The sequence below is a fragment of the Jatrophihabitans sp. YIM 134969 genome (assembly GCF_054456675.1).
On record NZ_JBTJEQ010000001.1, the window covers coordinates 224,621 to 248,389 of the forward strand.

Below are 23,769 nucleotides of genomic sequence, written 5' to 3' on the forward strand. Positions count from 1 at the left end.
ATCAACGTCGTGGACCGGACACCGGAGGCGCAGCGTGCCACGCCAGCGCGGTGGCAGCTGCGCACGTGGCGGCAGCAGTGCGTTCCTGGTGCGACCGATCGACGGGCTCGGCGCGGATCGCATCCCGATCAGCGACCCGATCGAGGTCGACGCGGCCGAGGTCGGGACCCGCGTAGGGGGTGTCCACTCGATGTCGACCGTCGCCCAGCCCCGAACTGTGTCTCACGGCGGCGTCGAGCGCATCGGTGACGGCGCGCACGTCGTTGAGGTCCGCGACGACCAGCCCGCGGGGCCGACGTCCCGCCAGGAACTGCTCGACCCGTGACTCCCGCAACGGGAGGTCGCACGCGTGGGCGAGCAGGCGGCCACCGTTCGTCGCCTCAACAACCGCCGCACCGAGATGGCGCGCGATGACCGGCAGGCGCCTCGCCACCTCGGGCGCCACGACGAGGATGCCGCTACCGACACCATCGACCTGTTCCTGGACGCGTGCATGATGCAACACTCGGTTGACACTGAGTGCGTAACTCGCGGCCACAGGCCTGACGGTCTGCGGCTCGCGACTGCCGTCGTTGAACGGCGCAAACGCACTACGGACGTTGCTCCAGGCCACCGCCGCCTTCTGGACGTCAGCGGCGTCACCATCGCCCGGACGTGCGGTGGCGCGGCAGAGCGTCTCGGCCGCGATCGTGACCGCGAGGATGGCAGCGACCGAGTGAGGACCGGTACCCGGACGAGTCGAGTGCACCAACCCGGCAACGGCCTCGTCGATCCGCGCGCTGTGAGACCCCACATTCGGGAACGGATCCGGGACCGGCCGGTCGAGCACCGCCGCGTGCTCCGCGTTCGGTGGGTCGAGTGCGGCGAACCTGGACACGACGGCTCCGGCCGCATCGACCATGGCGATCGCCCGGGCCGCCCCGGCGGTGGGGTGAGGTCCCTCGGCAAGACGGGTGAGCGCGAGGACGGTGTCGGTCAGCGCGACGACGCTCGCCCAGCGCTCGCCGGAGGTCAGCTCGTCCCGGTAGAGGGTGGCGGTCATCCCGGCGGCGTCGGCCAACTCCGCCAGCCGGCCCGGTGCCACGTTCGAAGGGGCAATCGGCGGTTGCCCGGCGATGCTGCAGGCGTTGGCAAGCGCGTTCACCCACCAGGCGCGCTCCGGATCGGGAACGTCGACGGTGTCGATGCCGTCGACGGCGAGCCGTGTCACGGCCGAACCCAACCGGCCCAGGGCCATGCGGGCGTCGCGCGCAACCGCCTCGCCGAGGCCCGCGTGGGCGGCGCGGTCGACCGTGTGATCGAGCAGGTCCGACAGACTGGTGGCCATCAGCGCAACGCGGCCAGCGCGCGCCGGCCGTGCATCGCCGCGGCACGGACCGAGCCGAACTCCCCGATGGGCAGGGAGCCCAGGTCCCGCAGCGCACCACGGATCAGCGAGTCGTGTCCGTCGGCAGCGGCGGTCGGGGGAAGTTCGTAGTCAGTGGGTTGGGGCCCGAGCGCGTCCACGGCGGCGAGGCAATGAAGGCGGGCGGTGGTGGACACCCCGCCCGTCGACCTCGCCGCCGCCTCGAACTGTGCGAGAGCACGTGCCCGGGGGCCGGGGTCGCTGGTGACCGATCCGTTCATGGTCATGGGATCTCCTCGTCGTGGTGGTGTCGGAACGCGACTGGTCCTTCAGGATTCGGGCCCCCGGAGCGGGCCTCCTGCCGGGTGCGCGACTCTGTGCGCGGTCGCGCGCCTGTGGACGGCCGCCACCCACGGCGCCCGACGCGTTGTAGGGCAGCCGACGGGTGAAGGTCAGGTCGGATGATCTGGCGGGCTGCTCGCAGCTGACCGACGCCGAGCACGCGGTTGGCATCGCCACGGCTGGCCATTCCGCTGCGTGCGTCGTTCGGCCGGCGGTACCTGGAGACGAGCACGCCGCCACCGATGACCACTGCGATGGTCGCGACCTCGCACCCGGCGATGCACCCGTAGGTGACGCCGACCGGGGCAACAAGAGCAGCATCTGCCGGGGGAAGGCCGCGCCCGGGATGACCGGTCAGCACACCAGCGATGACATGACCGATCGTCTCCGTGCCGTGAGGCCAGACCCAGCCACCACCGAACAAGGCGGAGGCGATTCCCAGACCGGCGAGAGCCGCGAGCGCCGCGGTGAGGAGGAGTCCACCGATCGTCGCGGCGGCGATCTCCCACCCCTGGGTCATCGGCTGAGGGTCGCGGCGTCGCGCGGAAATGGCACTCACGCGATGTGCCTGACGTCGCTGATCTGACCGGACCACTCGGTGGCCTCGGTGAGCTCGACCGGGATCCCGCTCATGGGCGCCTGGACGATGAAGAGGTGTCGGCCGTCCGGCTCGTCGGCGTAGCCGGCGATCATGCCGACGTGCCCGGGGTTGGCGGCGGTGCCGTCCGCGCCGGGGATCATCACAAGATCGCCCCCGACTGCTTGGCTGAGGTCCGTGAGCCCAGCGGTTCCCGCGGCGGTCTGCGCCGCGGCGAGGTGCGGCAGAGCCACGCCTGCGGTCGCCCAGGCAGCCATCGTGAGCCCGCTGCAGTCGAAGGCGGTGGGTCCGGCAGCGGCGAAGACGTAGGGCTTGCCGAGCTGCGCGAGCGCGAAACGGACGGCGACCGCGGCCGTCGTGGATCCGCTGATCACGAAGCCGGGCGGGACGGTGGTCGTCCCTGCGACGTTGTTGCCGTGTGGGCCGACGATCGAGCCGGCGACGCCACCGCCACCCGGCACAGCTCCCCCACCGCCGGCACAGATGGCCGGCCCGGCACCGATGGCCGGCGTCGCCGCTGCGGTCGTATCTGACGGGGTAGGAGGAGGAACGGCCGCCGCGGCAGCGGTCGGCCAGAGTTGACCGACGACCTGCTGTGCCAGTGACGTGTAGCGGTCGTACCGCTCCGGGTGCTGGGAGATCTGCACCGTCTGGGCGTCGTCGCCGACGGTGCGTCCGAGCCAACCCGGGACCTCGACGAGGCGGTCCAGGAACGCGTTGGTGGCTCGCACCGGGTCGATCGCGACAACCTCGGTGTAGATCGAGACGCGCTGTTGGAACAACCCCTCCGAATCGTGGTCGGACTGCGCCGACGAGTTGTGCAGCGTCGACTCGGTGTAGGCGGTCGCGACGGCGACCACTGCTGCGAACACCGGGAGGTGCCGACCGGCGACGACGGACACGACGGTCCGGGCGTTGCCCAGCTGCTCCGCGTCCAGCGCGATCGTGCCGACGGTCTGGCCGGTCCCGGCGCCGCCGCAGACGTTCGAGCTGGGAGACGCGTTCGCGCCAGCGCCCGCCACGACTATCAGCACCGTCGACATCACGAGCACGGCGAGAGCTGAGAGGCCGACCTTAGGAGCCGCACCACCATCTGGAGCGGCCATGTCAGGCAGCACCGCCGACCGGGCGGGAGCTCTCCCGAGACGGAGCATCGTGAACACTGCTGATCGCGTCGTTCGTATCGGTCAGGGCGATGTCCATCGAGGTCCGCACTGTCTGCACCTTCGCAACACGCGAACCGATCAGCCACAGGGCCCGACCCTTGGCCGCGGTGGCCCAATCGGTGACGATGCGCTCGGCCATTGGGCTGAGCCCGAGCAGGTCGGACAGTTCGTCGCCGATCTGGTCGTCCTGCCCGAGCAGGACCTTTGTCGCGCAAAGATGCATCAGGTCCTTGGCGATCGCGACGGCCTGGCTGCCGGCGTCACCGACGGTGAGCATGTCGGACGGCTTGTGCGCGATGACGACCTGGATGCACCCGTCACGCCGCGAGAGGCGCAGGTCGGCGTCCAGCGACTTCACCGCGTCCGTGCCGAGACGCATCTGCTTCCAGCACTCGTCACGGATGATGATCCGCAGATCGCCCGGCTCGGCGACCTGTGTCATCGCGCGGCCCCACGAGTTCAGACAGGTCAGAGCGACACCCACGGCCTCGTCGCCCAGCGGGTCCAGCCGTGAGAGCGAGAGCGACTGGATCGGTGCACGCCAGTCGACGTCGACGGTGGTGGCCGCGTCGAACAGTCCGGACAGGTGACCCTTGACCAGCGAGCCGAGGGCGTCGCGCACCGCGCGCGTCTCGTCGAGAAAGTGTTGCCGGTCCGAGTAGCGGCAGTCGACGATCAACGCCTCCGACGGGTTGTTCAAGGCTTCCCAGACCTGCGGGATCGTGATCGCGTTCATCCGGTCGGCGCCGGTGGCGTAACCGGTGAGATCGCGGATGACCTGCCCGACAGCTGTCTCTGCGGTCGGCCCGAACGGCACGTGCTGCGAACCGACGAGACCGCGGATCAGCAGCAGCCAACGGGAGAAGATCATCGCTGCGCGCCGCTGTGCCTCGTCCCGCGGAAGGCGGCGCCAGTCGTTGCCGAGCGGACCGAAGTCCAACGGGTTGATGCGGGCCGGCAGGCCGTGTCCGACCGCATGCGGCTCCACGCCGAGGGCGCGACACAACGGTTCGTACTCGTCCTTGACGTCGCCGAGGATCAGCGTCCTGTAGGAATAGGCCATCATCCGCAGGCAGAACATCTTCACCGTGCCGGACTTGCCGCGGCCCGGAGCACCGAAGAAGATCATGTTGGGGTTGGTCACGCCGGCGGTGCCCGTGAGCGTCCATCCGACAGGGTCGACATGGAAGGCCCCGCCGGACAAGTAGTCGATGCCCATCTGCGCACCGGTCGAGGGCAGGCCGTCCCCGGCGATCAGCGGCCACACTCCCCCGACCTGCTCCGACGTCATGCGGTACGCGGCGAGCGGCGCCGGTACGGGGGCCCAGCCCCGCGCGCGGCCGGTCGCCCCGTGCCGACCGACCACGACCGTGAACGGGTCGCTGTCTGGGCCGGGCGTGGGCGGAGGTACCAGCGCCGGGAGTTCGTGCCCGAAGTCCGCGACCAGTTGCGCGACACCCCTGCCACCAGGGACGCCGTCCTGCGTGCGGCGCATCACCGGTGTCCTCGACGTCGGGGCAGTCCGATTCCCAGCGGGATGCAGGCGGCCGCGAACGCGGAGTCCTGCGCAAGGTCGAGACGAAGCGGCTTGAAGCCGGAACCGGTGATGTTGGACTCCAACCGACGTCCGTAGTCGGTGATCGACCAGGTGTTGGGCACGGTCACCGACGCCGCGATGGCCACCCGCACCAGCGCGTTGCCGTCCGCCAGCCGAACGTCCTGGCCCTCGACGCGTGCCGCGTCGCGCCGGTGGGCGGCGCGCACCTTGAAGCCACCCTTGCGGCGGATCTCGGTCGCCAGTTCCGACGACATCGACTCGTTGCCGACGATGCGGTCGGCCTTCGCAGCGGGAACGGGTTCGAAGAAGACCGTCACCGATCGTCGTTCGCCAGCCGTGGTCGGCGTGAACACCGGGGCCAGGGCGCCCATGATCGCTCCCTTGTCCGGCAGCAGGATCGTGCACGTCGCGGACAGCCACGCGTCGTGGGCGTAGTGGCGACGTTCCGGGTTCGGGGTGGACGACGGACCTGCTGCGGCCATGGGCAATGACGCCGTGAGTTGCGGGTTGCGTTGGGCGGCGATGTCGGCGGCGGTGAGACCGGCACGGTCACCAGGCGCGAAGCCAGTGCGGATCGCGGCCGCCAACGCCGGGGAGTCCAACCAGCTCACCGTGGTGCAGGCGACCGGCCCCAGCAGGCGCGCTTCGATCTCGCCCATCACGCCGTAGATGACGCGCGCCCGACCGTCGATGCCGCCGCCGGCCTCCTTCGCCAGCTTGGCGATGCGCCCCTCGGGGATGACGACGGTCACGAAGGCCTCGTGCCGTACTCCGGCCTGGGTCATCACTGCGGTGAGCTCGGCGTTGACGGCCAGCGCGAGCGCGGGCGCGTCCGGACGCAGGTTGAGCTGCTGCCATGCGGCGCGCTCGGCACCGTCGTCCGGGACGGTGCGGATCTGCAGCGCGATGACCGACACCAGCTCGGCGATGGCGGCGCCCTCCAGCAGCTCCGACAGTCCGTTGCCCATCCGGGTGCGCACCGGCGCCTCGGCCAGTCCGATGCCGGGGTGGGTGATCCTGGCGACGACGGCCCAGGTGCGCTCCCGGTTGTCGGCGACGATCGCCGGACGGGCGAGCAAGGGTCCGAACGGCGGACCGTCGTGGGTGCGGACGCCGGAGAGGACCCCGGGCAGGTCGGCGTCGTCGAAGTTCTCGGTGGTTCCGGCGGCCGCGCCCGACTGCCAGTCCGACCACCGCAGGACGATGCCGACCGATCGCAGCACCGAGTCGAGCCCCCAGCGGAAGGCCGACCGGCCCTTGACCGGGACCGTCACGAGCACGATCAGCACCGCCCAGACCGGCAGCCAGCCAAGGACCAGGGCCCAGGTGTGGGCACCCGCCGCGACCAGCAGGGGGAGGCCACCCAGCAGGATCACGATCCACGAACCACCGCCGAGACCGAGGAACCATCCCTGCCTGTCCTTCGACCACGAGCCGTAACGAACGAGACCGGTCGGCGCGCTCACAGCGCCACCACAGCCGCGGCATCGGCGCCGCCCGCCGCACCGGCGCCGCCGGCCCCCGCACCCGCGGGCGAACCGGCTGCGCCGGGCAACCCGCCGCTCGGGACAGGGGGCATCGGTGGCGTCGGCGGGACCGACGGCACCGACGGCGTCGACGGCGTCGACGGCGTCGGGGTGCTGCCACCGGACGGGCTGTCCGCTCCGCTGCCAGCGTTCGAGCCGGCGCCTTTCGCGCCGCCGTCCCCCTGGCCCCCGCTGCGCTGATCGGTGGGGGTCTGGCTGTAGCCGGGCGAGCCGACACCTGCCTGACCGAGGATGTCACTGCCGATGTCGACCGCGCGGTGGGCCATCGAGGTCGCCGACTGCATCGCTCCACCGACGGGCCCGAGCATGCTCGCGAGCCGCGACTGGGTCTGGGACTCGGCGCCGGACTCCCCACCCGAGCGTCCGTCACTCCCGCTCTGAACCGCCGCCGAGGTACCGGCAGGCTGCCCTCCTCCTCCGGACATGACTCCGGAGGTTCCGCCCGCCTCCGACCACGATTGCCGGAGTGCCGCACCGCTGGCCGTCCCGGGTTCCACGAAGGCGAGCAGACGGAACACCACCATCGGGCAGCACGCGCCGACGGCGATGACGATGACGCCGACCACCGCCATGCCGGCGGCGGCAGCCGTCTTGTCCCCGTCGCCCGCGACGATCCCCGCGGACAGCTTGACCCCGATGCCGAGAACGAGCGCCGTGGTCGGTGCGATCAACAGACACGAGATGAACCAACGCAACGATTTCCAGAACCACACCTTGGTGGTGTCGTTCACCAGTCCGGCGGCGGAGATCGGCCCGGTCGCGACGAGAATGATGAGCGCGCCCTCCCGCACGAACATGATCAGCACGTAGAAGAACGCGGCGGGGATCACCAGCAGGAGCGACAGGATTCCCAGCACCGTCGCGAGGGTCGTGTCCTCGATCTCGCGCGGCCACGAGCTGGTGACGTCGAACGCAGAGAACGTGTCGACGTTGAGCATCGACTGCAGGACGCCGCGGGCCAGTCCACCCGCGGCGGCCACCAGGCCTCCGGCGACGCTCAGGTAGATCAGCCAGACGGCGCCGAACTGCACGACGCCGAGGAGCACCCGGCCGATGGATTGGCCGTCCCGGCGGACGAGAGCGGTGGCCAGCTGGACGAACATCATCAGTACCGCGACCGTCGAGCCCAGCCACAGCGTGGTCGGCAGCACTGATCCCATCGGACCGTCGGCCGACAGGTCCGGTGTCGTGAAGGCGTCGATGATCTTGAATGCGAACTGAAGCAACCACAGCCCAGCGCTCCAGAGGCCGATCATGGCGGCTTTCCAGACGTCGGCGACGGCGGACGACGCCGCGCTGCCGAGCCACGTCAGCGGGTTGAGATCGCCGAGGCCGAACGCTTCGTAGTGGACGCCGGAGCCACAGGTGAGGTGGTCGACGCAGGTCGTGGCGGCCAGGTCAGGCATGGCGGAGGTCCCGGTAGCCGACGGTGATCGCGAGGTCGGTATCGGGCCACACCGAGGGCGGGGTGGCGGGCTCGGCGCCCGACCCGACCATCCACCGGTCGCCGGTCCACACCATCCGTTGACAGTCCGCGGCGGCGCCCCGGGTCGTCTGCTGCAGTGTCACGTCGATCTCGAAGTCGACGCAGGGCACGACGAAGTCGGTGCCGACCGCTCCCTTGACCAGACCCATCAACGGCGACACCACGATCGCCAGCTGCTGGGTCCCGCCGCCCGACAGTCCGGCCGCGTCGAGGAACTCCGCCATGGCACGGACTGCCGACCATGTCGTGGTGGTGGGCCCACCAGGTAGCGCCCACGCGGCGATGACGTCGCGCGCGCCCTGCAAGGTCCCGGACTGCAGCGCCGTCTGATCGATCGCGGCGAGCTGGGCAAGGGCGCCCTCGACACTGTGGGGGAACCCGGTGGGCACTCCCGCACCCCCAGCACCCGTGGCGGGAGGAAGGTCGATCGGGCTGCCGGGGTCGGCAACCGACACCGGCCCGGGGTGCGACGCGTCAGCATCGGCAGTGGGCATTGCCGCGTCCGCGAGGACATCACGCGGGTCGGCCGCGGCGGCAGCTCCCGGGGCCACGTCCGTGCCGTTGACCGAGAACCCGTCGACCGAGTTCTGCGGTCGCCCTTGCGCCGTCTCCGAGCTGGGACGGACGGCGTACACGATCGCCAGCACGGCTCCGACGACGAGGACCAGCACCGTCACCGCAACGCCCACGAGCAGCGCCAACATCTTCTGACGCGACCACTCGGGTGCCGGCCGTGCGGCGGGTCGGCGCAGGCCGCGCATCAGCAACCCGTCCCGGTGATCGAGGTGATGATGACATAGCCGACCACGTAGATGATCGCCCCGACGATGCAGATCATCAGGCCGTCGAAGCCCAGCCGGGCGCCCTTCGGGTGGTGGGTGACACGACCCCAGATCAGCATTCCGACGGACACGAAGAACGAGATCGCGAGGACCGCCAGCACCCCCCACTTGACCCAGGCCAGGACCTGGTCCGACCACTGCTGCACGCCGGGCGGTGCCACGGGGCAGACGCCGGCCGCCAGGTAACGGGAGCCGAGTTCGGCCACGAGGGTGCTGCTCATCGCGGTGTTCCTTCCGGTCGTGGCGTATGGGGAGTGGCGGTGGTCGCGTCATCGGGAGCAGCGACGTCCAATACGTTCAGCAGCGCGCGGCTGGCCGCGACGAGGTCGCGAGGCAACGGAGTCGACGTCGGCCCGGAGGTCTCGACGCGACGCGCGAGCGGCACCGTCACGACCCGCCCGTCCTTGCGGAGGCGCCGGAGGCGGGGGCCGAGGCCTGACGTCACTTCGCTGGGCCAACGGCCGCCTCCGACCACCGCGACCGCTACGCGCGCATCAGCGAGCGTGTTCAGCAGCTGTTCCGTCGAGCGCACGCCGGGCACCGTCGGCCGGGTGACGACGACGCACCCGGCACGGCCGGCCACGGCCTGTCTGAGACAAGTTTCGGAGAGGAGGCCGAGGTCCACGATCGTGGTCTCGACGCCATCACCTGTCGGGGACGGCCACGCGGTTGCGCGATCGTCGCTCATTCGACGATCGATGAGGACAGACCCGCGGCGGCCTCGGCGCCACGTGCCGGTGTCATCGAGTCCCAGCTCCGAGCTCGAGGCCGTGAGCAAGCCGGATCGTGCGGGGCCAGCCGCCTCGATCAGGTGCACCGCCCTGCCGTCACCTGCTGCCGCGTCGGCGACGGCGAGAGCCGTGATGGAAGCGCCGGCGCCCGCATGCGCCGCGACGACGGCGATCCACGCCGATGGCACGGCCGCCCCCACCGTCGTGGACGAGTCGTTGAGCACGCGCACGTCGAGGCGTGTGTCCTCCTTCGCCAAGGCCAGCGTGGAACCACCGCGGCTCGACCGACGTGTGCGCACGTCGTGCTGAAGGGTTCGATAGGCGTGCTGCAATTCAGCCACCGACACCTCAGCATCGGCAGGCGTCATCCGCACTGCCCGCCGGTCCAGAGCGCGGCGGCCCGGGCTCGTGCCGTGCTTTCGCTCGCCCCCGAGCGCTGCATCCACAGCCACGTCCCGTCCATCAGCAGGCCGGGCTCGAGTCCGGCCAGCTCAGTGCGCGCGACCGCCCCGGGCTCGAGCTCGTCGGCCAGACGCGCGAGTCGCTCGACGGTGGTCTGACTGACGCTGGCGCGCGATCCCACCACGAGGTCGAGCTCGGCGGCCACCCGGGCGTTCGCTGCGTGCACGGTCTGGAGGAGGTCGGCGACCTGCTCGATCGTGATCACCTGCCGGTCAAGTCTGCGCATACCGCTGGTGTCCATGCCGGTGGCCTTTCGCTCGACAACGACGTCTGTCATCGCGAACAGGCGTCGAGGGTCAGCCGTGGCTGACATCGAGACCCGGAGCAGTACCGGTGAACTCGTGTTCACGCGACGTCCGCGACGTACTGCTGCGCTGCCGAGCGCAGGGCGGCCAGCGTCTTGCCGCGCCGCCGGTAGAGCGTGCGGGTGCACAGCCCGAACTCGCGCGCGACATCGCTGTCGGCGTCTCCGTTGACACGCCGCGTCGAGCGGGCGCGGGCGTGTTCGGTCGCGACGAGGAGGCGAACCCCCTCGGCGTCGACGCCCGAGCTCACGGCCCACAGCAGCAGCTCGACGACGTCGAGGTCCTCGTCGACGTCCGTTGGGCTGGCGGCGGGTCCGGTGACGAGCCGTTCGACGTCGCCGTCGTCGGTGACACGCTCGCCGCACTCGGGGTGGTGGCGGACGCTGGGACGCAGCTCCTTCAACACCGCGCGCCGGGTCTCGAACCGCAGGTTGGCCGCGAACGCTCGCGTCCGACCCCGCCGCGCGTAGGTGCGGACCTGGCACGTCAACTCCCCTACGACGACCGCCACGATGTCCTCGCTGAGGTCGGCCAGGTCGCGGGCCAGGCTCAGCACTAGGCCGCTGAGGCAGTGGAGGACGACGAGCAGGGCGTCGTCGTCGCGTGCCCCGTCGACAGCGGCGAGTCGGATCAGGCCGCCGAGCAGCTCGTCGGCGCGGCCGGGGTCGCCCCCCGGAGCCAGCAACGCGTGCAGCTGCTCGACGCTGCGGACGCCGGCCAGCCCAGGTTCGTCCGCGGCCCACCGGTCGACGGTCGAGGTCGCGTCGAGACGGTCGACCAGGGCGGTCCAGCTTCCGGCGATGGTGTTGTCGTAGAACATCGGGGTGCCTCCAGCATCGAGTGGTGATGCCGAAGACGGTCCGCAACCGTGTTCTGTCCTGGGTCACCTCACGAGGGGTGACACGGCAGGTGACGCGGCGCCGCCGGGCCACGACTCGGTTCGAGTCCGTACGCCTGGGCCCGTGGTCGTTTGAAGCAGGCCAACGACCGCATGTCAGGTGACACGGCGGCAGAGTGGAGTGACGCGACCATGCACGTGCACTCACAGGTCTTGGCTCGTGCCATCGGGCGCTACCCGGCCAGTGCGACTGGTGGTAAGCCACCGCCACCCGCTCTTGGAGCCGCCGCGGCTCGGCTCGCTCGCGGGGCGAGCGCTACTCCTCGAGCGGGGCCGGCAGCTCACCCCATGCAGCGGCAACGATGCGTTGCCCCCGCGGCAGCAACGTCGCCCGGACACCGATCCCGAAACCGGCGAGACACAAGTCCTCGCGGGCGAGACGCCGCAGGTCCATCCGGTTCGACGCCTCGACCATGGCCTCACCTCTCGCGATCGCTCGCAAGAGCCCGACGTCGTCCGAGTGCTCCAGGATCTGACGATCACTCCGAGGGGTCGGCCCCCGGTTGGCTCGGCGCGGGCCCATGAGTGCAATGTATCGAACGCATGTTCTACCCGCCAGATCAGCCCTACGCCGCCGCTGGCCTGGACGCCGGACCCTCCGTTCCAGGCGCCGGAGAGGAACGCACCACCCTGCACCTCAGCTGACTGCGGACAACAGGCGCGAGACGACCGATGACCGGGTTGGCGAGCACGACGCATCGAGCGTGGCGGGTGAGGGTGGTGATCCCCTTAAGTTCACCACCACAATGGGCGAGGTCAGCTCGGTCGGTAATCCAGCTCCGCCGGTTGGTCCGGTGAGTAGCTCGTGAACAAGCCCTCCAGAGCGTTGAGCGTGGCCCGCTCCTCGGACAGCTTGCCTGGCACGGGCATCCGAGTCGCGTCCAGAACCCGGCCGCGGTAGAGGTCGATGGCGATCTCGATGTCGCGCCCGTGTGCGAGCGCTGATTCGATCGCAGCCCGATAGGACAACTGCGCGAGCAGCACCATTACGGCGACGACAACGACCCACTGCCAGTGGGTCACCGCCTGCGCTGGGTGTCGGAGCAACAGCGCCGTTCCAGCCGCAGCGCTCCCCAACCAGGTGATCACCAGACGCACGGCAACGTCCAGTGCCGTGACCTCGTCCTCGATGCCGGCAGCGTGATCGGGCGGTAGCAGCGGGAACAGCCGGGGCCACAGGTTCACGCTGTTGATGTTGTATCGGAGTGCTGCCCGGTCCTCGCTGGAACGGAGCACGTTACCCAAAGCCGTGGGGAGCAGCCTTTCAGGCTTCGGAAATCGCAGCCGCAGGGACTCCTCTGCCGCCTGAGCCCGCACCCGATCGATCGGACGCGCGTGCGTTGACGAGTACGACAGCGCTTCCACAGCCCGGTCGAAGCGTCGGCGTTGTCTCCAAATCCCGAGCCGGAACAGGACTCCGATGACAACAAGTGGGCCGCGAGGACGCAACGACCAGTAGCCCTCAAGCCATTGCACGAGGCGAAACTGCAACGGCTGCAGTGTCACTGACACCGCAGCCGCGACGACAAGGATGACAACGCCGCCGCCGACGCCAAGGTCGGAGGCGGCCGCCTGGACGCCGTTCAGAGTCAGAGGTTCTTGCGGCGCCCCCGACTTGACCATCACCAGCACCAGGGCGACCGCCAGCGCGGTCGGGAAGAACCCAACCAACTGCAGCCTGGAACCGAAGGCTTTGACGGCGTCGATGATGGGGGCAGGCTATCCGCCCGCCCTACCAGAATGGGTCAGCTCACCGGCAGGTCGCGTGCCGCAATCTTGCACCGCTTGTTTGGGCAAACGGCCAGGTCGCGCGCCGTCGCAGGAATGGCGTACTCCTTGCCGCAAGTGCACGTGATGTGCAGTTCGCCTGGATTGGCCTGCCCGCGGAGGATCCGCGCTCCTGCCCCACCTGTCGGACTCATGGCAACCTCCGTTGAGGCCGACTGTAGAACCGACTGATGTCCTTGTCGAAAGGACTACGGCCGCGGCGGTGTCTGACGGAGTCCTCGCGCACGGCGGTCGGGCTCGTGAGCGCATCGCGGACACATTCCCGCAGCGACCCGGCCAGCGTCCCCCCACTCGACAGGAGCATGCCCCGAGGCGGTCACGCCCAGGACACCAACACTGTCGACAGAACCAACGCCGGCCCGAGGGGGACCCGCATCGCCCGGCTGCGTGAGCTGGGATTCAGCAGCGCGACGACGCAGCCAGTGACGCCGCTCAACACCACCGCGACGAGTTGTCCGTGCAGGACGTCAGTCCACCCGAGCCAACCAAGAAGGCCACCGGTCATCGCGGCGAGCCGCACGTCGCCGAGACCGATCCCACCGCCAGCGACGAAGGCGAGGGTGAACCAGCACAGCCCGAGCATGACCGCGGCGAACACCGCTCGTTCCAGATGGTCAGGCTCGTGCCTGACGAGCGCCGTCACGCCGAGCACGGCGAACTCGACCCCCGCGAGTGGGTACAGGAGGCGGGACGGCAGAACGTGCCGCTCGGCATCGACAACGGCGAGCACGCACCCGCCCAGGGCGAACAACCACCAGGCCGCCCACGGGGTGGCGACGCCCGCCAGCACACCCACCGCGACAACTGCCCCAGCGACCACCAAACGGCGTCGACGGGTCACCCGGCGGGGCCGCCACCAGCCCGCGACCTGACCCTCTGCGAGCGCAGCGGTCCATCCGGCAAGCAGCGGGCTGACGACCAACGCCAGCGCGGCCGAGCCGATGACAGGCAGCCATACGGTCCCGGTCAAGGTCGTATACCGCTCAGCTTGCCTGGGCGCGATCACGCCGATTCAGAACCAGGAACGTGTGCGGCGGGAGGTCCTCTTCGACCTCGGCGTCGTGGTTCGCCATGATCCGCAGCTTGTAGACGTCGCCTTCAGCGCGGTTGCCCTGGGCGTCGCACGCCAGCATCAGATTGAGCAGCGGGGTGTCCTCGCTACTGCCAGCTCGCAGGGCCACCTGCGCGGCTGCCGCCGCCCGCCGCGGCTCTCCGGCGGCGAGGTGGTGCGTCGCAACGGTGTTCGCGGTGTCGGCGATCATCCCAGCGAAGTAGTGGTCGAGCGGGTCGTCCGCGAGCCATGAGTAGCCGCCCGGACGTCGGGCGTCGAACGGGATGCCGTCGACCAGGTCGAGCGCGGCCCAGAGGTCGTCGATGCCGCCCGCGCCTCGCGCGAGACCTCTCAGCCGTAGACGGCGGAACAGCTCGGCGTCGACGAGGGCGTCGGTGATCTCGTAGCGTGCGATGCCGCCGTTGACGGACGCCGTCGTGCCCTTTGGCAGATACTCGTGACCGTCGGGGCTCTCACCCAACCACTTGCGAGCGATCATCACGGCCTGCCGGACCTTGGTCTTTCCGGCGATGTCAGGTTCGCCCGGCCAGAGGTCGGTGCCGAAGCGTTCGGCGGAGACTCCGGTCGGCCTCGTCGCGAGGTAGGCGACCACCTCGGTGTTCCACGACAGGCGCGGGCTCTGGGCCGGGAGCTCGCCCTGCGCCGTGACGGCGACCGGACCGAGCAGTCGAATCTTGGGCCTCGTGCAGTTCGGGTCGTGCCAGGCTGCGAGCTCGGCGTCGAGTTCGGGGTCCGCTCCTTCGACGTCGTCACGGAGCACCTCGGTGGTCCGTGGGCCGAGGACGTCGATGTCATCCTCGGTCGCGGCGGTGTGCTCGAGGTAGGTGGGCAGGGCCAGCGGCAGGATCGACTGTGTCGGCCACGACGTCGACTGAGCAAGGTGCAGGGTTGGAATGTCGGCTGCTCCTGCGGTTGCGACCGGCCGGGGCGGTGCCGACGTCTCGGCTCCGGTCACCGCGGCGGTGCCCGCCGTCGTCGGCCGAGCCTCCGGCCGGAGTCCGCCCTCGGCGTCGGAGAAGGCATCCCACGGCATGTCACCCGTAGCGCCGGGGAGTGGACGGTCATCGGTGGCCGCGGCGAGGGCCAGCAGTTTTGCCAAGCCGGCGGCTTCGTCGGCCGGGATTTGCTGGGCGGTCAGCTCGATGTCCAGAGCCGGGATCTTCAGGGTCCCGTTCGCGTCGATCGTCAACTGCCACCGGGTGCCGTCGGCAAGATCGGGGGCGCCGGCCAGCACCAGTGCCACCGCCGTGCGGGCGCGCTGGCCGCGCATCTCTGCGAGGAGATCCTCCAGGCCCACCGCGTCCTCGGCGAGGTGCGGGGCGATCAGCAGCACATGGGGTGCCCACGCGTCACCCGCGATGTTGCGCAGCCGGCCGGCCAGCACGTCGACTCCAACGCTGTCGATGACGTTCCGGACAGATCCCAGCTGACGGCGCAGCGAACCGATCGCATCGGCGAAGTCCTCGGTGTGGCTGAGGCGGTCGGGGTTGATGTCGGCCAGCTCACGGCCGAAGCCGACGAGCGTGACCTGCAGCATCTCCGACCACGAGTTGTGCGCGAGCTCAGCGGCGAGGAACCGGGCGAGACCGAGGCACCGCTGGGGGTCACCGGACAACGACATCGCCGAGACACGCTCGAGGTCCAGCATCCAGTGCTCGCCGTCCGAGGTGTAGCCGACGCTGGCCAAGGTCGGGTACGGGGCGAAGTGGTACTGCTGATCGGCGACGGCGTATCCGAGCGGGTCCGAGCGGCTGATGGACCACCGTGTCGCGGGCTCGTCGGCGACCCAGGGCTCTGGCGGGTTCTGCTGGGGGCTCGTGAGGATCAGCTCGATCACGTCGTCCGTCATGCGCACGGCGACGACATCGGGTAGCCGGACGCTCTCCTGTCCGGAGAGTGCGTGCACGAGGCTGCGGAGCGCCTCGGTCAGCCAGACCACGTCGCCGGCAGCAGCACCGCCGGCCGCCAGGACCTGTCGCTCGACATCCACCAGATGCGGAGGCGTCGCTGCGATCGCCCGGCCCGCGCTGCGCCAACGGAACTGGCGCCGGCGGTAGCGGACCAGCGCTGCGAGCGCGAGTCCGGCCAGCAGCGCTCCCCCGCCTGCGAACGCGATCATCGACCGGTCCGACGAGTGCACCGAGGACGTCGACTCTGGGCTGCTCGCCCTCCGCTGAGCAGCCATGGGGGGAGCCTGCGTGGCGGGCTCGGCCGGCACCACCGGAACGGACGACGTCGGCGGGGCCTGCTGCGGCGGTATCGGCGCCGCCGGCCGCGCCACCGGCGGGACGGCTGTCGGCGTTGCCGTCGTCGGGACGTTGATGATCCAGCCCGGTCGAATCAGGTCCGGATCGTCGAAGGTCTGCCCCCCGGGCTCGGCCATGCCCTGACTCGCGTCCCACGCTCGGTGCCAGTCCGACAGCCCGTGCGCTTCGGCGATCCCGGAGAGGGTGTCGTCGACCCGGACCGTCACCGGCTCGACGGGAGCCTCGGGGGTCGTCACCGCGGGACCGGGCAACGCGACGGCCCAGCCGGGCCGCAGCAGGCCGGGGTCGTTCATCACGGTCCCGTCGGTCTGGGTGCGGCCGCGGTTGAGGTCCCAGACCTGCTTCCAGTTCTCGCCACCTCCGCAGTACGCGGCGGCGATGTCCCAGTAGGTGTCTGGGCCGTCGCCGTCGGTCGGCACGATGTAGGAGGATGACGCAGCCTGCTGCCGGATCGCGCCCGAGAAGTCCCGCGCGATGGACGACGTCGACCCGGTCCCGGAGGGCACCGTCGTGACCGCGGGGGTGGCGACTGCCCGGGTCGAGGTCGCTACGGGCGTCGACGCAGTGGCGTGCGTCGGGATGACAACTGTCGTGCTCGCGGCGCCGAGGAGCAGCACCGACGCGATCAGGACGTGGGCGAGATGCTGGCTCGCGCCGGGGACGAGCGGGATGTGCCGCCGGCTCGGCACCTGCCGGGTGACGCTCACACACTCGAGCACCACCGACAGGGCGAACTGCGCCCAGGCGATCCAGACGACGAGGGCGAGCAGGTCGACGATCACCACGTCGGTGAGGTCTCCGACCCGGAGGTCGGCCCAGCCTGCAAACGGGTCGCCGATCGTCAGCGCGAGCAACACGGGGATACCGGCGACGAGGACGCACAGGATGACCAGCGCGCCCACTGCTCTCAGACCGCGCCGCATCAGGCACCTCCGGTGGTGGTTCCGCGCACGGCGGTGGCGCTCTCGGTGGCGGAGCCGGTGAGCTCGCTGATGCCGAGAGCGGACAGGATTGCGGTAGCCCGGTGCACGACGACGCTGACCGTGACCTGATCACCCGCGACGAGCACGGTCCCGGTGACGCCGCCGGTGGAGAGGACCTCATTCGCGGCCCGTGTTGCTGCCGCTGGCGACGCGAACAGGCCCCCGCTGTCACGGAGCGAATCCTGCGAGAGGGCATCGGCGCCTGCCCTGGCTGCCTGCTGCGCGGTGTCGGCGGCCTGTTCCCGGGCCGCGATCGCACTACCGCCGTCGATCACCAGTCCGGCCAGCGCGAGCAGGCCGACGGTGATCGCAACGACGTAGAGAGACACGAACCCGCGCTCGCTGTCCTCGAGGATGCGGCGCAGCCACCGGGCGCAGCTGGTTCGTAGACCAATCATCGGGTGCCCTCGCCGAACTGGCGGTACTGCTCGAGCGGCGACACCGATGTCGCGGTGAGCGTGCGGTGGCCGGGGAATCCGACGACGGTCAGGTCGGCCAGGCTCGCCACGCAGGTCACCGTGACCGCCACCGTCCCGCCAGCGTGGAAGCTCGAGGTGTCGACGGTGGTCCGGATCGACTGGCAGCTCACGCCGGCCTGGGACAGGGTGGCGGCCGCCTCATTCTGAGCGTGTACCTGCGCCTGACCAGGAGTGTTGCTCAGCGCGGCGGCACGCGCTGCGGCCGCGGCGGCCTGATCGACGAGCTGCCTGCCATGGGTGACCCGCCCGAAGCCCACGACGAGGAGCACGAAGGCGAGCAGGAAGGGAGTGATGACGATGAGCTCAATCGTGGCGAATCCGCCGTCCCCCTCTGGGCGCCGGCACGCCGTGAACAACCGGGTCCGCATCTCAACCGCCTCCGGTGAACACTTCGATGGGACCCGAGGAGGTCTCGTCGATGACGAACGACCCGAACGGGATCACCGACATCACGGTGGCGTGCACCGTGACGGTCACCGTCAGGGCGTCACGATTCGCGGTGCAGCTACGGTCGCCGAGCATCCTGTCGGCGACGGTGTCGAGGAAGTGGGTGCACGTCGCCGCCCCCTGAGCGCTTGTCGCCTGGTACCCCCGGGCCACACGCAGCCCGTCGCGCGCGGCCGCCTCCGCAATGTTGCGGCTGTGCCAGACCATCACGTACTGGACGGAGATCATCGTCATGATGACCACCACCGGGATGACGACGACTGCTTCCAAGGTGGAGAAGCCGGCATCGGGTTCGCGCAGAGTGCGCTTCCACCGAGCGCACAACGCCCGGCCCCAACGATTCGGGATCACCGGTGACTACTGGACGTTGATCTTGCCGGCGCCGGTTTTGGCCTTGTTCATGAGAACCGTCGCAACGACGATCGCCGCGACGATGACGACCCCGGCGATGGCGACCCACTCCAGGGTGGTGAAGCCTGCCTCGTCACCCTCGTCGCGGACCTTGTCGATCCGTCCGTTGACCCAGGCCCACAGCATCTGCAGTTCGAGCATCATGTCTTCCCTCGGTTGGTCGGGCAGCAGTCAGAACTGGATGTTCACGAACGCGGGGTAGCCGACGAACACCATGAAGCCCAGGGCGATCAGCATCTGGGCGAGGCGCATGGATTGGTTGCGTTCCTCGGCGTTGCCCTCTTCGTCGGCGAGATGTGCCCGCCGCATCGAGGCCGCTCGCGCGGTCAAGGTGCTGCGCACTTGCGCTCCGTCGTCGGACACGAGCTTGATGAGCGCACCGAGTTCGCGCAGGTCGGCCACCCCGATGCGCTGACCGAGGTCGGCGAGCGCGGTCCACTCGTCCTGTCCGCACAGCCGGGCGCGGAACAACGTGTCGCGGATCAGCATCATGGGCCAACCACCGCCGCGTTGTGCGGCCTCGGGTAGGGCAGCTGCCGCAGCGGCGTGGCCGGCCATCTTGAGCGACACCAGATCCAGGTAGACCGAGAGTTGCTCGGTGAACTCACGACGCCGCTTCGTGGCTGTCTTGCGGACGTCGATGTCCGGGGCGATGAAGAGTGCGACTGCGACGACGACCGCCACGGCGAGCGGCGCGAACGTCGGCAGCCCGATCCCGCCGGCATAACGCAGTGCCGACAGCACCGTCAACCCGCCGAGGAAGCCCGCGACGGCGCCGATCACCTTGCGACCCATGAGGGCATCCAGGCTTTGGCCGGTCAGGGCGAAGTCGGACCGCAGACCGCCGTAGTTGACACCCCGCTTGGACAGCTCGGCGACGACGCGGGTCCCGATCCGACCCGGGCCTCCGGTGGCGGGGCTGGATCGCACAACAGCGGACTCCGGACCTCGGTAGTGCGCGTAGAAGCGGCCCAGCTCGACGATCGCGCGTCGCTTCGGCGGGAACACGAGGACCACCAGGAAGAGCAGGACGCTGCCGATCGCAGCGCCGACCACGGCCATGCCGATCATGAGAGCGTCACCTTCCGGTTGCCGAGCCGGCTCCGCTTGGTCGTGCGCGTGTCCGAGTTCTCGTCGGTACCGGTCAGTGCCGCGATGATCCGGGCCTCCATGGGATCGACGATGTGCCCAGCAACGGGCAGGAACGGTGTCGCAGGCTTGGCCATCGCGAGCTTGCGGATCCAGAGGAACGACGTCGCGAACAAGGCCATCACCACGGCGAGCGCGATCTGCCCGGCCACCGTCCGGTAAGGCGCGGTGTAGGCGTCACTGAACAAGACCAGGAAGGTGGCGACGGCCAGGACGATCAGCAGCATCAGCTGGACGGCCCGGCGGTCACCGGCGCGACCGGCGGTGATCTTGCGACGCAGGTCAAGCTCCTCGCGCCCGGCAAGAGCGAGGTTCGTGAGCACGCCGACCAGTCCGTCGCCTCTCGTGCGGACGTTCATCTGCAGGGCGGCGATGATGAGATCCGCCGAGTGGTTCAACTGCTCGGCGAGATCCTGCAGGCCCTGCTCCAACGGCACCTTGCTGCGGAGCTGCCCGGTGAGACGCAGGAGCGCTGGCCGGATCGCCGGAGCAGCGTTCGCCGCCGTCGCCGGTATCGCCTGCTCCAGGCCTGCATGACCGGTCGTCGTGTCGCGCAACGCCTCGCACCAGGTCACCACCGCTTCGAGGCGGACGATCTGCTGCTGCTCGTCGCGCGAGCCACCCATCAGCGCCGGCCAGAACGCGACCAGGCCGCCGAGCCCCAGGGCGGCGACGGGCCACCGCGTCACCACCTCGACGACGACCGCCAGACTCGCACCACCGGTCATACGCAAGACGAACAGCGGTGAGCGCGGGCGAGCGATGAGTTCGGCGAGCCGGCCTCGGGGGCGCGTCGGGTCGACGACGGTTCCTCGGATGCCGACGACGAGCAACAACCCTGCGCCGCCGAACCCACCGGCGACGAGTGCGGCCATAAGGAGATCGAGATCAGGCACGGGTCACCACGCCCCCTGGCCGGTGGACGCCGACCACGCGGGCAGTCCGTCGGCAAACTCGCTCGCTCGCGCCAGGCGTTCGAGACGCATGATCGGGATCTCGTGCGAGCGCACCGCTCGCCCATCGGCGGGTGACGGCGCGAAGATCGTCGACTGCGCGACCCGGCCCTCCATCATCCCGCCGACCTCGATGATCTCGGTGACGGTGCGTCGCATCCCCATCTTCGGGTTCTTCTCCACGAAGACCACGAAGTCGATCGCCCCGGCCATGAGACTGTGCGCCACCTCGAACGACGGCATCGCGTTCTGCACGGCGTAGGTCGCGATCCGGTTGAAGACCTCACCGGCGTCACGGGCGTGGATGGTGGACAGCGACCCGTCATTGCCCTGGGCCATGGCCGACAACATCTCGACGACCTCGGGCCCGAGCACCTCACCGACGATGACGCGGGACGGGTCCATCCGTCGTGAACGGCGGACCAGCATGGCGATGTCGAGGCCCGCGAAGCGTCCCTCCGCATCGGGCAGGACCTCCTCAAGCTCGACGACGTCGGCGTGGAGCTCATGGTGGCGCTTGATGCCGAGCTCCAAGGCCTTCTCGATGATGACGAGCCGTTCGAGGGGGTCGATGCAGTTGATCAGTGCCCGCAGCAGAGTGGTCTTTCCGGCGTCGGTAGCACCACCCACGACGATGTTGCAGCGGCTGCGGATCGCGGCGTAGAGGAAGTCCGCGCTCTCCGCGGTGACCGTGCCCAGGCTGACGAGGTCGGGCAACCGTTCTGAGCCGGACTTGGTGGACCGCTCGGCGATGTCGGGGCGCAGGAACATCTGTGGGTACCGATTGCGGCGGATGCTGATCGACGGCGCGTCGCTCGCCGACATCACGGCCGACAGCCGTGAGCCGTCCTGCAGTCGAACGTCGAGCTCCGGAGTCGTCGGGGAGAACGGGCGGGCGTTCATCCCGGCGTACGAGCCGAGGTTCTGCACGATGCTGACGAGGTCCTCGTCGCTGGCCGCCACCGGCCGCCACCGCTCCTTGGCACCCCCCGCGTAGGTCACCCAGGTCTCGTCGCAGCCGTTGATGTTGATGTTCTCGACCAGGTCGTCGTCCAAGAGCTCCTGCAGTTCGCCGGCACCGTAGATCGCGCTGAAGATCGCGGCCCGCAAACGGGTGTCGTACGCCGTGTCCGCAGGCAGTTCCTGCCCGTCGCGCACCATGTCCTGCATGTGCCGCGAGACGACTGCCCGGATGAAGCTCCGCGCCTGCTGCTGCTCGTCACCGGCGGGACGGATCGGCAGGCCGCGGAGCTGCTGACGGCGACGGTCGTCCAGCTGCAGGTCAGCGACCTTGCCCTGCAGCTCTCGCACCAACTGGTAATCCAGCAGATCACTCATGACCAACCTCCGGTCGTCATGGACGGCGTTCCGGGCGGCGGTGGGACGGATGGGGCATGCCTCACGTTCGAGGCGTCGATCGACGGGTGCGGCAGTACCGCCTCCGGCGACCTGGGCTCGAGCTGCACACCGCAGAGCTGTGGCCACCAGGACAGCAACGCCTCGACGACGCTGCTCACGGACCTGAGCAGGTCACTGCCGGCCACCTTCTTCGTGACGACTCCCTGACGCAGCAGCGCGATCGTGCCGGGATCGTCGGCGATCCACCCGGCCACAGGCACCAGGGACGTGGCGGCGTCAGACGCGAGGTGGGCTCGGATGTCTGCGACCCGCGCCTTGTGCTCGCGAGTCGGACAGACGACTGCGACGGCCAACGGCGATTGTCTGTGCATCCCCTGACCGAGACGTGCCGTCAAAGTCCTCGCCCGTTCGCGCAAGTGGTAGAGACTCTCGGAGTCGGCTCGGCCGATGAGCAGGACGACCGTCGATGCCGCAGCGACAGGCCCCGACGCGGTGTCCTCCTGCAGTCGGCCGAGGTCCGCGATCACGGTTCCGGGCCACGCGTGGGCAGCTGAGGCGACCGCGGGCCACTGTCGCGCGATGAGCGCGAAGTCTTCGGTACGCATGTCCGTGGCCGGTATGACCGGCACGCCGAGGCTCGTCTGATGGGTGTAGGCGGCCAAAGACGACAGTTCGCCGGAGCGCGCGTCGACACTCAGTCCGCGCAGAGTGGGTTGTCGGGCCAGGAGCTGGCGTTCCGGGGTTCGAAGCCGTAGCGCGGCGTCGCCACCGGAGCAGTCGGCCTCGAGCAGGACACGATCGCCCGGCCACACCATGGTCAGCGCGGTCGATGTCCACGACACACCGGGCGATCCCTTGTCCGCACAGACGCTGACGATCACGAGCCGACCCGCACCAAGGCGATCAGCGAGGCGTTGCTCGCCGTGGCGATGGCCGCGACGTCGGACCGTGGCACCACCAGCGTGAGCAACGTGCCGCCGGACTGGGACGGGTCGGGGGCGGTCGCGTAGACCGTGGCGTCGTCGACGATGACTACCGCGGACACAGCTGATGTGGTCCCGCCCGAGGATGCACCCGCCTGAGCCGGAAGCTGGAGCACCTCGACGGCGTCGCCGGCACTGAGTCCATCGGCGGGGATCTGACCCGGCTTGACCTGCACCCCGACCTGGGCCTGCGCCTCGTTGAGCGTCGGCGCATCCGTGACCATGGCCCGTTGCAGCAGCGTGTGCGCCAGCAGCTCGACGGCCGCCCGCTGACCGACGAGGGACTCCAAGCTGTCCCCGCCGATGGCAGTCACCGCTCCGGCGACGTCGACGGTCGTCAGGTCGGATCGGGTGATGGGGTGCCCTGCCGCGATGTGATTCACGACCTCGACCACGGGGGTCTTCCGGCCGGCCTGGGTGTAGAAGTAGGCGCCGACGGCGGCCAGGCCGACGATCAGCACCACGGCGAGCGCGATATAGGCCGGTCGCCGCTCCCGCACCGGCAAGGGGGCGCCGGCGCGGACCAGGGGCTCGGTCGTGGCGCGGCCGTTCCGAGATGCCCGTGCGTCGGTTGTCGACGTCATGGCGCCTGCCTCCT

Annotated in this window: 24 protein-coding genes; all 24 read right to left on the reverse strand. The window is 69.9% G+C overall.

All coding sequences use genetic code 11. The features are described from left to right. Window position 1 precedes the first annotated feature (1 nt). On the reverse strand, window positions 2-1,237 hold the full coding sequence (locus tag ACXR2U_RS00990; protein ID WP_458823031.1) for a hypothetical protein: 1,236 nt from the start codon (window positions 1,235-1,237) through the stop codon (window positions 2-4). A gap of 89 nt (window positions 1,238-1,326) precedes the next feature. Next, window positions 1,327-1,632: a hypothetical protein gene (locus ACXR2U_RS00995; RefSeq protein WP_458823032.1), complete on the reverse strand. Its 306-nt coding sequence runs from the start codon at window positions 1,630-1,632 to the stop codon at window positions 1,327-1,329. A 610-nt stretch (window positions 1,633-2,242) separates the two neighbouring features. Next, on the reverse strand, window positions 2,243-3,391 hold the full coding sequence (locus ACXR2U_RS01000; RefSeq protein ID WP_458823033.1) for a C40 family peptidase: 1,149 nt from the start codon (window positions 3,389-3,391) through the stop codon (window positions 2,243-2,245). A 1-nt stretch (window position 3,392) separates the two neighbouring features. Further along, window positions 3,393-4,946, reverse strand: coding sequence for an ATP-binding protein (locus ACXR2U_RS01005; RefSeq protein WP_458823034.1), 1,554 nt, complete (start codon window positions 4,944-4,946; stop codon window positions 3,393-3,395). Further along, entirely contained in the window at window positions 4,946-6,475 is a 1,530-nt protein-coding gene (locus ACXR2U_RS01010) for an SCO6880 family protein (protein ID WP_458823035.1), read from the reverse strand. Before ACXR2U_RS01010 ends, ACXR2U_RS01005 begins: the two co-directional genes overlap by 1 nt. Continuing rightward, a complete protein-coding gene (locus ACXR2U_RS01015) occupies window positions 6,472-7,962 on the reverse strand; it encodes a type IV secretion system protein (protein ID WP_458823036.1) in 1,491 nt (496 codons plus the stop codon). The genes ACXR2U_RS01010 and ACXR2U_RS01015 overlap by 4 nt, the downstream gene beginning before the upstream one ends. Then, window positions 7,955-8,803, reverse strand: coding sequence for a hypothetical protein (locus ACXR2U_RS01020; RefSeq protein ID WP_458823037.1), 849 nt, complete (start codon window positions 8,801-8,803; stop codon window positions 7,955-7,957). Before ACXR2U_RS01020 ends, ACXR2U_RS01015 begins: the two co-directional genes overlap by 8 nt. Next, the gene (locus ACXR2U_RS01025) at window positions 8,803-9,105 is read right to left on the reverse strand and encodes a hypothetical protein (protein ID WP_458823038.1); all 303 of its coding nucleotides are present in this window, start codon (window positions 9,103-9,105) and stop codon (window positions 8,803-8,805) included. Before ACXR2U_RS01025 ends, ACXR2U_RS01020 begins: the two co-directional genes overlap by 1 nt. Further along, window positions 9,102-9,983, reverse strand: coding sequence for a hypothetical protein (locus tag ACXR2U_RS01030; RefSeq protein WP_458823039.1), 882 nt, complete (start codon window positions 9,981-9,983; stop codon window positions 9,102-9,104). Before ACXR2U_RS01030 ends, ACXR2U_RS01025 begins: the two co-directional genes overlap by 4 nt. Next, window positions 9,980-10,354 (reverse strand): hypothetical protein, encoded by a 375-nt coding sequence (locus ACXR2U_RS01035; RefSeq protein ID WP_458823040.1) that lies wholly within the window; start codon window positions 10,352-10,354, stop codon window positions 9,980-9,982. The genes ACXR2U_RS01030 and ACXR2U_RS01035 overlap by 4 nt, the downstream gene beginning before the upstream one ends. Before the next feature lie 68 nt (window positions 10,355-10,422). Beyond that, on the reverse strand, window positions 10,423-11,202 hold the full coding sequence (locus tag ACXR2U_RS01040; protein WP_458823041.1) for a hypothetical protein: 780 nt from the start codon (window positions 11,200-11,202) through the stop codon (window positions 10,423-10,425). 334 nt (window positions 11,203-11,536) lie between these two features. Further along, entirely contained in the window at window positions 11,537-11,695 is a 159-nt protein-coding gene (locus ACXR2U_RS01045) for a hypothetical protein (protein WP_458823042.1), read from the reverse strand. Window positions 11,696-12,036: 341 nt separating this feature from the next. Beyond that, window positions 12,037-12,951, reverse strand: coding sequence for a hypothetical protein (locus tag ACXR2U_RS01050; RefSeq protein WP_458823043.1), 915 nt, complete (start codon window positions 12,949-12,951; stop codon window positions 12,037-12,039). A gap of 433 nt (window positions 12,952-13,384) precedes the next feature. Continuing rightward, window positions 13,385-14,074, reverse strand: a complete 690-nt coding sequence (locus ACXR2U_RS01055; protein ID WP_458823044.1) for a prepilin peptidase — start codon at window positions 14,072-14,074, stop codon at window positions 13,385-13,387. Further along, window positions 14,052-17,330 carry a LysM peptidoglycan-binding domain-containing protein gene (locus tag ACXR2U_RS01060; protein WP_458823045.1) on the reverse strand — a complete coding sequence of 1,093 codons (3,279 nt, stop codon included), beginning with the start codon at window positions 17,328-17,330 and terminating at the stop codon, window positions 14,052-14,054. Before ACXR2U_RS01060 ends, ACXR2U_RS01055 begins: the two co-directional genes overlap by 23 nt. Continuing rightward, on the reverse strand, window positions 17,330-17,719 hold the full coding sequence (locus ACXR2U_RS01065; RefSeq protein WP_458823046.1) for a pilus assembly protein TadG-related protein: 390 nt from the start codon (window positions 17,717-17,719) through the stop codon (window positions 17,330-17,332). Before ACXR2U_RS01065 ends, ACXR2U_RS01060 begins: the two co-directional genes overlap by 1 nt. Window positions 17,720-17,784: 65 nt before the next feature. Continuing rightward, complete coding sequence (locus ACXR2U_RS01070; protein ID WP_458823047.1) at window positions 17,785-18,237, reverse strand: TadE family protein; 453 nt, start codon at window positions 18,235-18,237, stop codon at window positions 17,785-17,787. Between the two features lies 1 nt (window position 18,238). Then, a complete protein-coding gene (locus ACXR2U_RS01075; protein ID WP_458823048.1) occupies window positions 18,239-18,667 on the reverse strand; it encodes a TadE/TadG family type IV pilus assembly protein in 429 nt (142 codons plus the stop codon). A 6-nt stretch (window positions 18,668-18,673) separates the two neighbouring features. Beyond that, window positions 18,674-18,868 carry a hypothetical protein gene (locus tag ACXR2U_RS01080; protein ID WP_458823049.1) on the reverse strand — a complete coding sequence of 65 codons (195 nt, stop codon included), beginning with the start codon at window positions 18,866-18,868 and terminating at the stop codon, window positions 18,674-18,676. Between the two features lie 30 nt (window positions 18,869-18,898). Continuing rightward, a complete protein-coding gene (locus ACXR2U_RS01085; RefSeq protein WP_458823050.1) occupies window positions 18,899-19,798 on the reverse strand; it encodes a type II secretion system protein in 900 nt (299 codons plus the stop codon). Continuing rightward, window positions 19,795-20,751: a type II secretion system F family protein gene (locus ACXR2U_RS01090; RefSeq protein ID WP_458823051.1), complete on the reverse strand. Its 957-nt coding sequence runs from the start codon at window positions 20,749-20,751 to the stop codon at window positions 19,795-19,797. The genes ACXR2U_RS01085 and ACXR2U_RS01090 overlap by 4 nt, the downstream gene beginning before the upstream one ends. Before the next feature lie 24 nt (window positions 20,752-20,775). After that, window positions 20,776-22,167: a CpaF family protein gene (locus ACXR2U_RS01095; RefSeq protein WP_458823052.1), complete on the reverse strand. Its 1,392-nt coding sequence runs from the start codon at window positions 22,165-22,167 to the stop codon at window positions 20,776-20,778. Next, window positions 22,164-23,069 (reverse strand): hypothetical protein, encoded by a 906-nt coding sequence (locus ACXR2U_RS01100; protein ID WP_458823053.1) that lies wholly within the window; start codon window positions 23,067-23,069, stop codon window positions 22,164-22,166. Before ACXR2U_RS01100 ends, ACXR2U_RS01095 begins: the two co-directional genes overlap by 4 nt. After that, a complete protein-coding gene (locus ACXR2U_RS01105) occupies window positions 23,066-23,755 on the reverse strand; it encodes an SAF domain-containing protein (protein WP_458823054.1) in 690 nt (229 codons plus the stop codon). The genes ACXR2U_RS01100 and ACXR2U_RS01105 overlap by 4 nt, the downstream gene beginning before the upstream one ends. Between the last annotated feature and the right edge of the window lie 14 nt (window positions 23,756-23,769).